At 64.1% G+C, this 15,144-nt stretch carries 16 protein-coding genes; 7 read left to right on the top strand and 9 right to left on the bottom strand.

The genetic code is table 11. The features are described 5' to 3' along the window. The first annotated feature begins 133 nt into the window (after positions 1–133). Positions 134–1,888 carry a PQQ-dependent methanol/ethanol family dehydrogenase gene (locus tag BEK68_RS10250; RefSeq protein ID WP_009241205.1) on the top strand — a complete coding sequence of 585 codons (1,755 nt, stop codon included), beginning with the start codon at positions 134–136 and terminating at the stop codon, positions 1,886–1,888. Positions 1,889–1,958: 70 nt separating this feature from the next. Further along, positions 1,959–2,291 (top strand): c-type cytochrome, encoded by a 333-nt coding sequence (locus BEK68_RS10245; protein WP_009241204.1) that lies wholly within the window; start codon positions 1,959–1,961, stop codon positions 2,289–2,291. Between the two features lie 75 nt (positions 2,292–2,366). On the opposite strand, the gene pqqE is transcribed toward BEK68_RS10245, so the two are convergent. The 5 genes from pqqE to pqqA all read right to left on the bottom strand — a co-directional run bounded on the left by pqqE (position 2,367) and on the right by pqqA (position 5,636). Continuing rightward, a complete protein-coding gene (gene pqqE / locus BEK68_RS10240) occupies positions 2,367–3,569 on the bottom strand; it encodes a pyrroloquinoline quinone biosynthesis protein PqqE (protein WP_009241203.1) in 1,203 nt (400 codons plus the stop codon). Then, on the bottom strand, positions 3,541–3,813 hold the full coding sequence (gene pqqD / locus BEK68_RS10235) for a pyrroloquinoline quinone biosynthesis peptide chaperone PqqD (RefSeq protein WP_009241202.1): 273 nt from the start codon (positions 3,811–3,813) through the stop codon (positions 3,541–3,543). Before pqqD ends, pqqE begins: the two co-directional genes overlap by 29 nt. Further along, the gene (gene pqqC / locus BEK68_RS10230) at positions 3,794–4,504 is read right to left on the bottom strand and encodes a pyrroloquinoline-quinone synthase PqqC (RefSeq protein WP_004631191.1); all 711 of its coding nucleotides are present in this window, start codon (positions 4,502–4,504) and stop codon (positions 3,794–3,796) included. Before pqqC ends, pqqD begins: the two co-directional genes overlap by 20 nt. Further along, complete coding sequence (gene pqqB / locus BEK68_RS10225; RefSeq protein ID WP_009241201.1) at positions 4,501–5,418, bottom strand: pyrroloquinoline quinone biosynthesis protein PqqB; 918 nt, start codon at positions 5,416–5,418, stop codon at positions 4,501–4,503. The genes pqqC and pqqB overlap by 4 nt, the downstream gene beginning before the upstream one ends. A gap of 143 nt (positions 5,419–5,561) precedes the next feature. Further along, positions 5,562–5,636, bottom strand: coding sequence for a pyrroloquinoline quinone precursor peptide PqqA (pqqA, locus tag BEK68_RS26370; RefSeq protein WP_009277446.1), 75 nt, complete (start codon positions 5,634–5,636; stop codon positions 5,562–5,564). Between the two features lie 103 nt (positions 5,637–5,739). On the opposite strand from pqqA, the gene BEK68_RS10215 reads away from it, so the two are divergent. Next, on the top strand, positions 5,740–6,684 hold the full coding sequence (locus BEK68_RS10215; RefSeq protein WP_009241200.1) for an alpha/beta fold hydrolase: 945 nt from the start codon (positions 5,740–5,742) through the stop codon (positions 6,682–6,684). Here BEK68_RS10215 and BEK68_RS10210 read toward each other — a convergent pair. Further along, entirely contained in the window at positions 6,670–8,688 is a 2,019-nt protein-coding gene (locus BEK68_RS10210) for a sigma-54-dependent Fis family transcriptional regulator (RefSeq protein WP_004631186.1), read from the bottom strand. The genes BEK68_RS10215 and BEK68_RS10210 overlap by 15 nt on opposite strands. A gap of 267 nt (positions 8,689–8,955) precedes the next feature. On the opposite strand from BEK68_RS10210, the gene pedF reads away from it, so the two are divergent. Together pedF and BEK68_RS10200 are read left to right on the top strand one after the other, a co-directional pair. Continuing rightward, positions 8,956–9,441, top strand: a complete 486-nt coding sequence (gene pedF / locus BEK68_RS10205) for a cytochrome c-550 PedF (RefSeq protein ID WP_004631184.1) — start codon at positions 8,956–8,958, stop codon at positions 9,439–9,441. A 95-nt stretch (positions 9,442–9,536) separates the two neighbouring features. Further along, on the top strand, positions 9,537–10,418 hold the full coding sequence (locus BEK68_RS10200) for a substrate-binding periplasmic protein (protein ID WP_009241199.1): 882 nt from the start codon (positions 9,537–9,539) through the stop codon (positions 10,416–10,418). An 89-nt stretch (positions 10,419–10,507) separates the two neighbouring features. Here BEK68_RS10200 and BEK68_RS10195 read toward each other — a convergent pair whose 3' ends face one another. Beyond that, complete coding sequence (locus tag BEK68_RS10195; protein ID WP_238563796.1) at positions 10,508–10,948, bottom strand: hypothetical protein; 441 nt, start codon at positions 10,946–10,948, stop codon at positions 10,508–10,510. A gap of 327 nt (positions 10,949–11,275) precedes the next feature. Continuing rightward, on the bottom strand, positions 11,276–12,097 hold the full coding sequence (locus BEK68_RS10190; RefSeq protein WP_009241198.1) for a MipA/OmpV family protein: 822 nt from the start codon (positions 12,095–12,097) through the stop codon (positions 11,276–11,278). A 222-nt stretch (positions 12,098–12,319) separates the two neighbouring features. Here BEK68_RS10190 and BEK68_RS10185 point away from each other — a divergent pair, with 222 nt between their 5' ends. Beyond that, positions 12,320–14,047, top strand: a complete 1,728-nt coding sequence (locus BEK68_RS10185; RefSeq protein WP_009241197.1) for an alkaline phosphatase family protein — start codon at positions 12,320–12,322, stop codon at positions 14,045–14,047. A gap of 61 nt (positions 14,048–14,108) precedes the next feature. Here the strand turns inward: BEK68_RS10185 and BEK68_RS10180 are convergent, their stop codons facing one another. Continuing rightward, positions 14,109–14,381 carry a hypothetical protein gene (locus BEK68_RS10180; protein WP_009241196.1) on the bottom strand — a complete coding sequence of 91 codons (273 nt, stop codon included), beginning with the start codon at positions 14,379–14,381 and terminating at the stop codon, positions 14,109–14,111. Between the two features lie 411 nt (positions 14,382–14,792). On the opposite strand from BEK68_RS10180, the gene BEK68_RS10175 reads away from it, so the two are divergent. Further along, a complete protein-coding gene (locus tag BEK68_RS10175; RefSeq protein WP_009241195.1) occupies positions 14,793–15,017 on the top strand; it encodes a hypothetical protein in 225 nt (74 codons plus the stop codon). Positions 15,018–15,144: the final 127 nt, after the last annotated feature.

The raw sequence follows: 15,144 nt of genomic DNA, 5'->3' as shown, positions 1-15,144 counted from the left end.
AACAACACACTGCAAGTGGCCTGAAACTGCAATTTCACGGCGTTTTTCGATGGCACGGGATTTGCCCTGAGTCCGACCGGTGTGACATCACACTGCCGGACCTGGACCATAAAGAGAGGTAGAGGAGACAAGAATGAGGACACTACGAGTGATTGCACTTGCGGCTGCCATGGCGGCTGCAAGTGTTGCCGTGCACGCGGCAACGCCCCCCGTTACCGATGCCATGATCGAGAACGATGCGAAATCGTCGAACGACGTGCTGACCTGGGGCATGGGTACGCAAGGGCAGCGCTTCTCGACGCTCACCAAGATCAACACGAAGAATGTCAGCCAGCTTGTACCGGCATGGTCGTTCTCGTTTGGCGGTGAGAAGCAGCGCGGTCAGGAATCCCAGCCGCTGATCTACAACGGCAAGATGTTCGTCACGGCGTCGTACTCGCGCATCTATGCGATCGACCTGAAGACCGGCAAGAAGCTGTGGAAGTACGAGCAGCGTCTGCCGGAGGGCATCATGCCCTGCTGCGACGTCGTCAACCGCGGCGCCGCGCTGTACGACAACCTGGTCATCTTCTCCACGCTGGATGCGCAGCTGATCGCGCTCAATCAGGACACCGGCAAGATCGTCTGGAAAGACAAGATCGAGGACTACGCCGCCGGCTATTCAACGACCGCCGCACCGCTGATCGTGAAGGGCATGGTGCTGACGGGCGTGTCGGGTGGCGAGTTTGGCGTGGTCGGCCGTGTGGAAGCGCGCGATGCCAAGACCGGCCAGTTGATCTGGTCGCGTCCGACGGTCGAAGGCCACATGGGCTACAAGTACGACAAGGATGGCAACAAGACCGAGAACGGCATGACGGGCACGCTCAACGCGAGCTGGCCCGGCGAGACGTGGAAGACCGGTGGCGCATCGACGTGGCTGGGCGGCACCTACGACCCGCAGACCAACCTGGTCTACTTCGGCACCGGCAACCCGGGACCGTGGAACAGCCATCTGCGCAAGGGCGACAACCTGTATTCGTCTTCCACGCTGGCCATCGACCCGGACACCGGCAAGATCGTCTGGCACTACCAGAACACCCCGAACGACGGCTGGGATTTCGACGGCGTGAACGAGTTCGTGACGTTCGACATGGACGGCAAGCGCGTCGGCGGCAAGGCTGACCGCAACGGCTTCTTCTACGTGAACGATGCGAAAACCGGCAAGCTGCTCAACGCGTTCCCGTTCGTGAAGGTCAACTGGGCCACCAGCATCGACCTCAAGACCGGCCGCCCGAACTACGCACCCGACCACCGTCCGGGCGATCCGGCCCAGGCCGCGGGTGAAGAGAAGAAGGGCAAGTCGGTGTTTGCCGAGCCCGGCTTCCTGGGCGGCAAGAACCAGATGCCGATGGCATACAGCCCGCAAACCGGGCTGTTCTACGTGCCCGCCAACGAGTGGGGCATGGACATCTGGAACGAACCCGTGAGCTACAAGAAGGGCGCCGCCTACCTGGGAGCTGGCTTTACCATCAAGCCGCTCAATGAGGATTACATCGGCGCACTGCGCGCGATCAATCCGAAGACGGGCAAGATGGAATGGCAGATCAAGAACAACGCGCCGCTGTGGGGCGGTGTGATGACGACTGCCGGTGGCCTGGTGTTCTGGGGCACGCCCGAGGGCTATCTGAAGGCGGCCGATGCCAAGACCGGCAAGGAGCTGTGGCAATTCCAGACTGGCAGCGGCATCGTCGCGCCGCCCGTCACCTGGGAAGACAACGGCGAGCAGTTCGTGGCCGTGGTGTCGGGCTGGGGTGGTGCAGTGCCGCTGTGGGGCGGTGAAGTGGCCAAGCGCGTGAACTTCCTGGAGCAGGGCGGTTCGGTTTGGGTGTTCAAGCTGCACAAGAACTGACGTGCGTGGTTGAGCGCTGTGCGCCTTTGCGGCGCACAGCCTCTCGCACAGCTTCAAGGAGTTTCAGATCGTGATCATGCGCAATGGAGTGTTCTCGCTGCTGGCCGTAGTGTCTGCAGCAATCGGGGCGGCGCCCGCCCACGCCGCGCCGGACATGCAGGCCCTGGCCGACAAGAGCGGCTGTTTCTCGTGCCACAGCATGCATACCAAGATCGTCGGCCCCGCCTTTGCCGACGTGGCCGCCAAGTACAAGGGCGATGCCGACGCGCCCGCGAGACTGGCGCAGAAAGTGCGCGAAGGCGGCAAGGGTGTGTGGGGCCGCATCCCGATGCCCGCGCACTCCAACCTCAAGGAAGACGAAGCGAAGCAATTGGTGGCCTGGGTGTTGAGTTCAGGCTCCTAGGCTTCTACGTTGCTCGCCGGGGAAAAGGAAGAGGGCCGGCATTGTCCGGCCCTTTCTCTTCTCCAGGATTGCGTTCTATGGTTGCGTGAGCCGGCGCGAATTGGCGTCCGTCCGGAACACGATCGGCACTTCACCGGTGCGCGTGTCCCGCATCTGCCCGAACCCGTTCATCGCAGCCATCCGACCTTGCAGCACCACCTGCTGCAGCGCGCCGTGATCTGCCGACTTTCCACATACCGGGTCCGTGCGTGTCGCATCGCCCGTCAACAGGTACGCCTGACAGCGGCAGCCGCCGGCATCTTCCTCGCGCGATTCGCATGACTGGCATGGCTCCGGCATCCAATGCGTGCCGCGAAAGCGTTGAAAGGCATCGCTGCTTCGCCAGATGTCGCGCAGCGGCTGGCTGAGCACGTTGGGTAGCTCCAGCCCCGGCAGCATGCGCGCCGAGTGGCAGGGCAGCGCAACGCCATCCGGCGCGATGCCGAGGAATGTCGTGCCCCAGCCGTTCATGCACTTCTTCGGGCGCTGCTCAAAGTAGTCCGGCACGACGTAAAGCAATTGGCATCGGCTGCCGATGCGGGTCCGGTAGTCGTTCACGACGGCTTCGGCGTCACGTAGTTGCTCCAGGGTGGGCATCAGCGCCAGGCGGTTTTCCCATGCCCAGCCGTAGTACTGCGTGTTGGCAAGTTCCAGGTATTCGGCGCCGATCTCCAGCGCCATGTCGATGATGGCGCCCACGTGCGGCAGGTTATGCCGGTGCATCACGCAGTTCATCACCATCGGATAACCGTGGGCCTTGATCAGATCCGCCACCTGGCGCTTCAGGTCAAATGTGCGCGTGCTCGACAGAAAGTCGTTCAGCTCCCGCGTGGAGTCCTGGAACGACAGCTGGATATGGTCGAGCCCCGCAGCGCGCAATGCGCCAAGCCGCGCATCGGTCAGGCCCACCCCAGATGTCACGAGGTTCACGTAGAACCCGAGCCCATGCGCATGCGCGACCAGGGTTTCAAGATCCTTGCGCAACAGCGGCTCGCCGCCCGACAGGCCCAGCTGCACCGCGCCCAGCGCCCGCGCCTGGGTGAACACATCGCACCACTGTTCGGTGGAGAGTTCCTGATCGTGCCGCGTGTAGTCGACCGGGTTGGAGCAGAAGGCGCAATGCAGCGGGCAGCGATAGGTCAGCTCGGCCAGTAGCCAGAGCGGCGGACCGGGCATCGGCGTAGCTGCCGGCGCGAGCAGCGAATCGGCCTCAAACGAGCCAGCCGCGTTCGAATGCATGTTTGACAAAGGCGTGGACCTCCGGAGCGATGCCCTGCACGCCAAAGGTGGATTGCAGGTCGTCGATCAGCATGTCGAGGGTATGGGCACCGTCGCAGCGCTGCAGGATCGCGGCGGCGCTGTCATTGAGCGTGACCATGCCTTCGGGGTACAGCAGCACCCAGCTTTGCTGCATGTCTTCCCATTGCAGCCGGAAGGTCCGGTGCAGCGTGGGGTGGGCCGGATCAGACAAGGGAGGGCTCATGTGCGTGGGCCTGTTGGATGGCATCGAGCATCGACCAGAGGATGTCGAGCTTGAACTGCAGGATGTCCAGCGCACGCAGTTGCTGCTCCGGCGTGCGGAAGTAGTCGAGTGTCACGCGCAGGCCGTGCTCGACGTCGCGCGAGGCCAGCGGAATGCGCGAGCGGAAGTACGCCAGCCCCTCCGGCTGCACCCACGGATAGTGCTCGGGCCAGCCGGCCAGTCGTTCCTTGTGAATGTCCGGCGCGAACATCTCCGTGAGCGAGGAGCACACTGCTTCCTGCCACGGCGCGCGGCGCGCAAAGTTCACATACGCATCCACCGCAAAGCGCACGCCCGGCAGCAGATGCCGGTGAGACCACAGCGCGTCGCGCGTCAGGCCCACGGCAACGCCTAAGCGCACCCAGCTCTCGATGCCGCCCGGCTGCGCATCGTCGCCGTCGTGGTCGTGGATGCGGACGATCCACTCGCGGCGCGTTGCCCGGTCGGGGCAGTTGGACAGGATGGCCGCATCCTTGAGCGGGATGTTGACCTGGTAGTAGAAACGGTTCGCAACCCACGTGCGGATTTCCTCCGGCGTGCATTCGCCAGCGCGCATGCGCAGGTTGAACGGATGATGAATGTGATAGCCCGCCTGCTTCGCGCGCAGCCGTGCTTCGAACTCTTCGGCCGTCCAGGCAACAGGATGTGTCATAGCGAGATTTCCATGCCGTCGTAAGCCACCTCGATGCCGTGTGCTTCCAACTCCCGGCGCTGCGGCGAGTCTTCATCGAGGATCGGGTTGGTGTTGTTGATGTGGATCAGCACCTTGCGCGTGGCCGGCAGCTGGTCGAGCACGTCGATCATGCCGCCGGGGCCGGATTGCGCGAGGTGGCCCATGTCTGCTGCCGTCTTGGTGGAAAAACCGAGGGCGAGCATCTCGTCGTTGCGCCAGCAGGTGCCGTCCACCAGCACCACGTCGGCCGCGCCCATTTCGTCGAGCACATGGGGTTCGACACGGGCGAGACCCGGCGCGTAGAATGCACGCCGGCCGCTCTTGCGATCGACGATGCGCAGGCCGATGTTGTCGCCCACGCGGCGCGCGTTGCGGCTGGGCGAGTAGGGCGGCGCCTTGCTCTCCAGCGGGATCGCCGTCAACGCCACGTCGTCGAGCGGGGGCACCGAGAACGCCGTGCCGTCCAGCGCGAGCGCGCGCGTGTCGAGACCGCAGTAGTGCGACAGCATGCGGGTGAGGGGGAAGGCGGTGGACAGATCGCTGATGACCGCTGCGCTGGCATAGACGGGCAGCGCTTGCCGATGTTCGCGCAGCATCAAGAGGCCCGTCACATGGTCGATCTGCGCATCCATCAGCACGACGCCCACGATGCCCGTATCACGCGGCGTGCGTGCCGGTTGCAGCGCTGGCGAACTGCGCAGTTGCGCGAGGATGTCCGGCGAGGCGTTCACCACGAGCCAGTTGTGTTGGCCGTCGCCGAGTGCGATGGACGACTGCGTGCGCGGCGTGGCGCGCACGGTGCCGCGCCGCACACCGTCGCAGTTGCGACAGTTGCAGTTCCACTGTGGGAAACCGCCGCCGGCGGCCGAGCCGAGAACCCTGAGTATGGTCATGATGCAAATCCAACGTGTCGGGGCGGACTGAGCAAGAAGTCGGCCAGGGGATGGCGGGAAGGCACGCGCGCCTCCAGGCGGAAAAAAGCCCGCCGTGAAGAACCGGCGGGCTCGTGGAGCCTTGCGTGCTCAGCCGCGCAGTGTCAGCGGTTGGCGATGTACATGGTGATCTCGAACCCGAGTCGCAGTTCGGTGTAGGCGGGGGTCGTCCAGTTCATGTCTCCTCCTTGAGGGTTGGCATAGTTAGTGAATGCACAGCGTTGTTCAGCGGTTGCACAGGCGTTTGCCGAACGCAGCCGCATCGTCCTCAAGGCAACATCCATGCCCACCTCCGACTGGCCAACCACATCCGCCCGCTTTCACCTGCGCACGCCGGACGGCCACTGCCTGCATGTGCGCCAATGCGGGCCTGACAGCGGAGAACCGTGGCTGGTGCTGCATGGCGGCCCGGGCAGCGGCTGCGCGCCTTCGATGGCTGCGTGGTTCGATCCGCTGCGGCATCGCGCCGTGCTGCCGGACCAGCGCGGTGCCGGGCGCTCGCGACCCGCCGGCACGCTACGGCGCAATACGGTGACGGCGCTGCTGGCCGATCTGGAGCAACTGCGCATTGCGCTCGGCATTGCGCGCTGGGGCGTGGTCGGTGGGTCATGGGGCGCAGCGCTGGCGTTGGCCTATGCCGATCGCTTTCCCCATGCCGTATCGGCGCTGGTGCTGCGCGGCACCTTCCTGACCGGTTTCGACGATGTGCAGTCGTTGTTCAACGCGCGCGGCGCCGGTCGTGATCTCTTGCGAGGCGTCGGTGGGCGAGGTGAGGGTTTTCCTGCGGCCCGTGGTCGTCTTCGCGTTGCAACAGACATGTTGCAGCCTGGTACAACTGTTCAGAAATTGAACATTGCCACGGCATGGCAGCGTGCGGAACGTCGGCTGTTGGGCCTGTGGCCGCTGGCACGTCGCCAAACCTGGCAGCAGCGCATGGCCCTCGTGCGCAAGTACCAGTTGCAGGCGCATTACCTGCATCGGCGAGCAGGGCTGGGGAAGGCAGCGTTGCTGCGGGCGGCCACGCGCATCGGGGCGAGGGGTTTGCCGGTGACGCTGCTGCATGGGCGGGAAGACAAGGTTTGCCGGCCCGGCAATGCGCTGCGGTTGTCTGTAGCGATCCCGCATGCGCGGTTGGTGTGGGTGCCGGGTGGGCACCTGGCGGTGGGTGAGATGGCGAAAGCGCTGGGCGCCGCCATCCGTGCGTCGGCGTGGTCAGTCGGTGTCTGAAGGCAAGCCGCCGGCCTCGTCGATCCGGCGGTAGATTGTGTTGCGCGAAATGCCGAGCGCTTTCGCAGCGGCGGAAATGTTGCCGTTGTGCGCCTGCACGGCCGCCATGATCGTCATGCTTTCCACATCGGCAAGCCGCTTGGGCTGCGTGCCGCCCACGTTTTGAGTGACAGGCGGTACAGCCGCTGCCGATGCCACCGCATTGTCCGGAGACGGCTGGTCGCCATGACGCGCCTGCCAGTCTTCAAGAAAATCGTCGGGCAGATGGTCTTCGGTGATTTCCGGAGCGCCTTCGGCCATCAGCCGGGCGGTGCGCAGCAGATTGCCGAGCTGGCGAATGTTGCCGGGCCAGTGGTAGCTGCGGAACATCTGCATCACGGCTTCGCTGATGGGGGGCGCGTCGGCCTGTTCAAGTTTCAGCAGCTTGTCGGCTACCACGTCGAGGTCGCTGCGCTCGCGCAATGCCGGCAGGCGCACGACCAGACCGTTGAGCCGGTAGTACAGGTCTTCGCGGAACTGGCCGCTGGCCACCATCTCGCGCATGTTGCGGTGAGTGGCGCACACGACCGTCACATCTACCTGGATCAGCTTGTTGCTGCCCAGCGGAGAGACCGCACGCTCTTGCAATGCGCGCAGCAGGCGGGCCTGCAGGTGCAGCGGCATGTCGCCGATCTCGTCGAGGAAGAGCGTGCCGCCGTTGGCCAGCACCATCTTGCCGATGCCGCCCTTCTTGCGCGCGCCGGTAAAGGCGCCTTCTTCGTAGCCGAAGAGTTCAGATTCGATGAGCGCTTCCGGAATCGACGCGCAATTCACGGCGATGAAGGGGCCGGCGTGGCGCGGGCTGTCGGCGTGGATGGCGCGCGCAAGCAGCTCCTTGCCCGTGCCGGTTTCGCCCAGGATCATGACAGGGATATCCTTGCCGATAACCTTGCGCAGCTTGCCAATGACGGTCTGGATCTGCGCGTCGCCGGTGTCCAGCGCCTCCAGGCTGGCCGGCTGCCGGATCGGCTCGATGTAGGCCCGGCGCGGCGCCGCGTCGCGGTCAGTCGAGAGATCAGCGCCAATCGCGCCGCCCACCATGCGGTTGGCCGGCCGCTTCCATTCGACGCGCGCAAACACCTTCACGCCGCTGGGCAGTTGCAACTGCACGATACCTGCCGCTGCGGTGCGTTCGCGGTCGATCAACTGCGACATCGACAGCCCAAACAGCGACGAAAAGGTATGGGCATGCAGCGCGCGGATCGACAGGCCGAGCTGGAATTCGCCGCTGCGGTTGGCCGACAGGAAGCGCCCCGCCGGCGTGAAGGCCGCAATGCCCTCGACCAGTGTGCCGATGAATTCCGGGCGCGAGTGGAAGTGGATGCACACCACGTCCTGGAACGTGTTGGCAAACAAGTGATTCTCGATCATCTGCGCCGACATGCGCACCAGCGCCATGGTGTGCTTGTGGAAACCGCGATGGTCCCCCGTCACATCGAGCGCACCCACGGTGGCGCCGTACGGATCGAAGATCGGCGCACACGAACAGGTGAGGAACTGATTGGCCTGCAGGTAGTGCTCGGAGCCGTGGACCAGCGTGGGTTTAGCCTCGGCCAGCGCCGTGCCGATGGCGTTGGTGCCCCGGCTCGCTTCCGACCACAGCGCGCCCGGTTGAAGGGCCACCTTGCTCGCCTGGGCCAGGAAATCGTCGTCCCCCAGCGAATGCAGGATCAGGCCAGACGTGTCGGTCAGGATCACCATGCTTTGCGTGTTGACGATCTGGCTGTAGAGCGTCTCCATCACGGGGAGCGCGTGCGTGAACAGCGACTGGCTGCGCTCGATCTCGGTTTTCAGCTCGCTGTGCAGGACCGGGCAGAAGTCGGGCGACTCATACGGGCGCAAGCCGTAGGACTTGGATCGCTCGTGGGATTGCGCGATCAGTTCAGGCTGATCGTTCGGGGTGTCACCGAGCGTGGCCGGGGCGTTTTCGGAACCGCGCGGGTCGGCTGCCGCGTGAGGGGTCATGGTGTGTGTCTCCTTAAACCTCGCCCGCAATCTGTGTGCGGGTCGCCCGGATCGCCTGATTTAACCAGGGTGCGAACCGGAAGTGTTGCGCCATGAAGCAAGACCCTTGCCAGGGTGTTGCATTCCTGAGCACCTGTGCCAACCCTCGCATCGGATAACCGGCGCGCTTGGCGGATGCAGGCCGGGTTTGGCGGCAGGTTCGCGCCTTGGTATGGCTCTTGCAGAAATGGCTCCAAAAATCGTTTCAACGACAACTAGGAGACACTCTTGAAAACGCCTCGCAATTTGCTCGCGCTGCTTTCTGCCTGCGCACTTCTGGCCGGCGGATTGCCCGCAGCCGCATCCGCTCACGGCGATGTCACACCGCAGGCCGTAGACACGCACACCTTACCGCAACTCGGTGCCGATTGGCGTCAGGACAATCCATACCGGACGGGCCCCGCCCACGACGAAGCGCTGCGTATCGGCACCTCGGCGTTCAACCAGAACTGTGCGCGCTGCCACGGGCTGGAGGCCATCTCCGGCGGCATCGCCCCCGACCTGCGCAAGCTCGACACCGATTGCATGTCGCTGGCAAGCGCCAAGCAGAAGGAGGCTTGCTACGGCGAGGTGTCGCAGTACTTCACCGCCACAGTCCGCCACGGCCGCACCCGCGATGGCCGCGTCTACATGCCCCCGTTTGAAGGCGTGCTGACCCAGGAAGCGGTCTGGTCGATCAAGACGTATCTGGAATCGCGCCGCGTACAGGAGTAGTAGGTCGGCCTGCCCCCGTTGGCAGCTTTGCGAGCCGATGCTGTCCCTGCCTTCGTGTGCATCGGCTCGCTCATTTTTTTCACCAGGAGATTCTCATGAATGCCCGTATTCGGTTGACCGCGGTTGGGGCTTTCCGTCGCCTTGCCGGCCTCCTGCTTGCTGCGGCAGCCATGATGGTGAGCGCCGCGCCGGCACATGCCGACATGGCGAAGATCCGCCAGAGCGGTGCCCTGAAGGTCGCGCTGTACAAGGGCCTGCCGCCGTTCTCCGACAACGTCGGGGGCCAGTTCAGCGGCATTGACGTGGCGCTTGCCAATGCGCTTGGCAAGCAGATGGGGCTGTCGGCGTCGTTGCTGCCGTTTGATGCGGATGACGATGGCATGTCGGGCGACCTGCGCAACATGGTCTGGAAAGGGCACTACCTGGGGTATGGCCCGGCCGACGTGATGCTCCATGTGCCGGTTGACCCGAACTTCATTCGCCAGAACGACCAGGTGCTGATATTCGCGCCGTACCTTCGCGAAGGCTATGTGCTGGTGTACGACAGCGACCGCGTCCGCAAGGTCAGCAGCTTCGAAGACCTCGCCGGTCAGGCGACCGGCGCCGAGCAGGGATCGGGCGGGGCGAGTGCGCTGCTTTCCAGTGCCAACGGCGCGCTGCGCGACAAGGTGAAGATCTATCCGGAGGCCAACGAGGCGCTGCGTGCGCTGTTCTCCGGCCAGATTGCCGCGGCAATGGTGACGCGGGCGCAATATGAAAATGCGCTGAAGATGCAGAATCAATCTGCCACACGGTTCGTGGCGACCGAATTGCAGTCGCCGCTGCTGCCGGCCCGCGGTTGGGCGATCGGCATGGCCGTCAAGGCGGATCAGCGAGAACTGGCGCAGGCGCTGGAGACCGCGCTCAATGCACTGCGCGCCAGCGGCGAGCTGCAACGCATCTTTGCGCAATACGGCGTGTCGATGGTGGCACCGTAGGCGCCACCGCCCGCGCACGGAGCCGAACGTGTCGACGCACCTGACGCGGGGGCACTGCGGGCGGCTGGCCGCGCCGGCCAGCTCACGCGCTACGCCTTCTCCGCCGCGGCGTGCTTGGAGGGCAGCGCACTCACGTTGTCGTCGAACTGCGAATCCACGGGGATCTTCGAGAAGTGGTGGATCTTGGGCGCGTGCGAGTCGTCGGCCTGCGCGTCGTGCGGGTCGATGAACGACATCGCCGTGCGGCGCCGGAGCATATGCGAGTCGCGCGATTGCGATTCGCGCCACAGCTCGGCCGTGAACTTGAGACCGGCGCGCAATGCGTGGGCGCTTTCCTGCTTGCCCTTGCGCTGGTCGGACACGCGCTCGATGCCCTTCTTGACGACGTCTTCCAGGAATATGAGACGGGCGCGGTAGTAGTCCGCGTGCATTTGTGCATCCATCACGCGCTGCTCTGCCTGGTACAGCTCCATGCGCAATTCGCTTAGCGCGCGTTCGGCCTGCTTCTCGGGAGAGGGTGCGTGGCTCAAGGCCCAGTTTGCAATCCACCGCAACATGGTCAAGCCCTCCTGTCTTGCGGTGTCCGCCGCCGGTGGGAAGACACCGTTCACTGCCCGTGCATTGATCGGAAGTGATCGCCGCTTTCCAAACAGACTAGCAAAAAAAACAGGGCGATTGCGCTAGTCCACCCGCATACCTGTTGTGAAAAGGAAGCATGGTCCTTTTGGCTGAGAGGCGCGCGGGCCAAGTTCTGGTCTCATAAGCGGATTGCCTCGTGTGCACAGGTTTGCCACGCGAATTTCACCTCCATGCGCAAGCGATTGCGCACATCACCGCGCCCGATTCTGGGCGCGCTGTCAGCGGAACCGGTACGTGAGCGAGGCCATGGCCGTGGTCTGCTGGCGGCGCTGGGTGATCGGACTGTCTGCCGCATCGCCACGCAGCCGTGCCACCGTGAGCGAGCCATTGGCCGTCCACCGGTCATCGAGCTTGCACGTGACGATGGCGTTGAAGTGGATGTCGCGCAGCCCCGCATGCGTGGCAAATACCGGCAGGCCCGAACGCGCGCTCTGGCCATCGTCCACGCCAAAGAACGAACGCATGTACTGACCGTTCGTCCACGACACGCCGGTGCCAAGGCTGAACAGCCAGCGGCCGACCGGCGCGCTCGCGTAGGCATCGGCGTTGGCGATCAACCCCTGGCGGTTGCCGAGGATGTCTTGCTCCGCATCGGTGGACAGCGTGAGGAACGACACCGTGTACTGCGCGAACGCCTTCGCGCGCACCGTGGCGTTGACATTGCCCAGACCATTCAGGCGCGCGTCGTCATGCGCATGGCGCCACGTCGGGTCGAACTGGAAGTTGCCGCCCACCTGCCATGTGTCGTCGTTGGCGAGGTACACGCCTGCAAAGTCCATCCCCTTGGAAAAGAAGCGATGCCGGTATTCGATCTCCTGATCGATCCACGGAAACACAAAGCTGGATTTCGCGCCCGGATATTTGGGTGACATGTAAATCGCCGGGCCGACAGCGACGCTCCAGTCGCTGGCTTCGGCGTTGTTTTCCGCGTTGGCGGCAGGGGCCGTCTGTGCCTGGGCAGCGCTGATTGACAACGCGCTAACCAAGACCAAGGAAAGACGGAGCAGAAGGCGGAGCGGGGCACGCGAAGGCAGCGGCATGAGCGAACGGAACTGGAGAGAAAAGCGATCGGATGGAACGACGGGCACGCCATTCTAGTGGAACCGCCCGAACGGTTGATGATGGTGCAAACGTTGGCTCATCCCGCCGGCGGGCCGACGTTACATTTGTCATGCAAGCGACACGGGTGGGTCGCCGCGCGGACATACAACGAGGCTAGCGTGACCGGGCCGCCTGATGGCGGCAATCCAGAGGAGAAACCCGTGTCCCCCCAGAAAACTCTCGCTGTTGCCGTGCTTTCCACGCTGGCATGTGGTCTGTCTACACACGCGTACGCCGATGACGATGATGCGCGCCACGCGCACGCCAAGCATGTCCTGCTGATCTCGGTCGATGGCTTGCATCAGTCCGATCTTGACTGGTACGTCGGCAACCATCCGGGTTCCACGCTGGCGCGCCTCGTGCGCCAGGGCGTGAGCTACCGCAATGCGCGCACACCGTTCCCGTCGGACTCGTTTCCGGGCATGGTCGGCCAGGTGACTGGCGGCAACCCCAAGACCACCGGCATCTACTACGACGACGCTTACAGCCGCGGCCTGCTTCCGGCCGGCACGACGGCCGCCAACTGCCACACCACCAAGCCGGGTGCTGAAGTTTTCTATGCCGAGGTCATCGCGAAAGACCCGAACCGCCTCGACAGCGGCCAGGGCATCCCGGGCCTGTATGCCGATCTTTCGAAGATCTCGCAACTGACGGGCCGCGCGCTGGACCTGATCGATCCGGCGCTTCTACCGGTATCGCCCGTCACCTGCGCGCCGGTGTATCCGCACCAGTATCTGAAGGTCAACACGGTATTCGAAGTGGCGCGCAAGCACGGCCTGCATACGGCATGGTCGGACAAGCATGCCGCGTACGAAATCCTCAACGGACCGAGCGGCCAGGGTATCGACGATCTGTTCGCGCCCGAGATCAACAGCTCCGTGACCGACCCGTCGCTGCCGGCCGGGCCCGGCGCCGACTGGACGAAAGACAACACAAACACGCAGCGTTACGACAGCTTCAAGGTGCAGGCCGTGTTGAACTGGCTCAAGGGTCACGACCACGCCGGCAACGGCACGCCGGGCGTGCCTGCCATTCTTGGCATGAACTTCCAGGCTGTGTCGACCGCACAGAAGCTGAACAAGTCGGCGTATTACCCGGACCCATCCAACACTGCCAACAAAGTGTCGGGTGGCCTGGGTGGCTACACCAACAATGGCACGGTGCCGGGCGTGGTCCTGCAAAGCGCGCTCACCTTCGTCGACAACAAGCTGGGCGAGCTGGTCAAGGCTGCCGACCCATCCAACACGGTGGTGATCGTGTCGGCCAAGCACGGCCAGTCACCTAACAGCCGTGCAGACCTCACCATCATCAACGACGGCGACATGATCGACGCGCTCAACTGCGCATGGGAAAAGTACGCTGCAACGTGCAAGGACGCGACCAAGCCGCATCTCGTTGCGCACGCGATGGACGACGACGGCATTCTGCTGTGGTTGAACGACCGCTCACCGGCCGCACTGCACTTTACGAAGCAGTTCCTGCTGGGCTACTCGGGTACAGGGCTGGGTTCGGATGCGGCGGGCAATGCCGTCGCCAAGCCCTTTACGCAAGCCGGCGCGAGCCGCTTTGTGCTGGGCGAGGAAGTGGCTGACTTCTTTGGCGCGAAGCCCAGCGATGATCGCGTTCCGGATGTTGTCGGTATCGCGCAGCAGGGCACGGTGTGGGCCGGCAGCAAGCTATCGAAGATCGCCGAGCACGGCGGCTTCCGTCCGGAAAATCGCCACGTGCCGATCGTGGTGTGGGGAGCAGGCGTCAACGCTGGCATCGTGGACGAACGCGTCGACACCAACCAGATTGCGCCGACCATCCTCAGCGAGCTGGGCCTCAAGCCGCACGAACTGCAAGCGGTGCAGATCGAGGGCACGAAGCGTCTGCCGCATCTGCACTGATTCGGTTCGCGCTAAAAAAAAACGCCGGGAGATTCCCGGCGTTTTTCATGGCGCGACTGCCTTATTGCTTGGCGGGCGCAGCGGCCTTCGGTGCCGAAGCGGAGTCGGTCTTGGCTTCCGACTTGGCTGCAGCCTTGTGGGCCTTCTTGTGAGCGTGCTTCTTCTCGTGCTTGGCTTCAGCCTTCGGTGCCGAAGCGGCATCGGTGGTCGTCGCTGCAGCGGTCGCGGCCGGTGCAGGTGCGGCGGCCGGTGCGGAGGCGGTGCCAGCCGCGAACACGGGGGCTGCGAAGGCACCAGCAACGATCAGAGCGGCCAGGGATTGAGCGACTTTCATGTGAGACTCCTTAATCAGATACAAGCGGGATATTGGGACTCCAGATACATGGATCTCGTCCCATTTGCGATCCATGCCTCCAAAAACGTCCCACACTGAGGTCGCGCTGACCGCCGTTTGTAAGCGTTCTGCCCACGGTGTAAGCGCGCGTAACAAGGTGGGTTTCGCGGCTTCCGATGTCAGTTGCGATGGGTTGAGACACATCAAGGCAACGCCACGCGCCTCGGCGTACCGTCAGGCTTCAGGTGGACAACCGCCGGTGCCTACACCACACTGCGTGGTGATGCGCGGGCCATTCCGATGTCGGGTCGCGCATTGCATAGCAGGCGCGGAGCGCATTGGGTCACGCTCCATCCGACACCGGAAGCGCTACAAACGCTACAAACCAGTCTCTTCTACAAGGACAAAGCGATGAACAAGCTCCTGGCTGCCCTCGTGGCTGCAGTCTTCAGCGCCGGCGCATTTGCGCAGGCATCCGCACCGGCAGCGGCTCCGGCACCTGCCGCGGCCTCGCCGGCCCCCGCCGCGTCGGCACCTGCCGCGGGCGAAAAGGCAACGCAACATCACAAGAAGAAAAAGAAACGTGACCATCGTCCGAAGCAGCAGGACAAGAGCGCGTACGGCGTGGGCGGTTGATCTGCGGTAGCCCGCCGATTTTTCTGCACACCCAGGCGCCGGCCTCCGAGAAGGGGCCGGCGCTTTGTTTTGTGCGGGCCGGAAGAGTTCGCGTAAAGTCGCTTGACTTAGAGTGCGCTCTAACTTC

The sequence above is a fragment of the Ralstonia pickettii genome (assembly GCF_001699815.1).
Lineage (GTDB): Bacteria > Pseudomonadota > Gammaproteobacteria > Burkholderiales > Burkholderiaceae > Ralstonia > Ralstonia thomasii.
The sequence above is the reverse complement of the archived record's forward strand: the minus strand, read 5'-3'. Positions and strand labels throughout refer to the sequence as shown.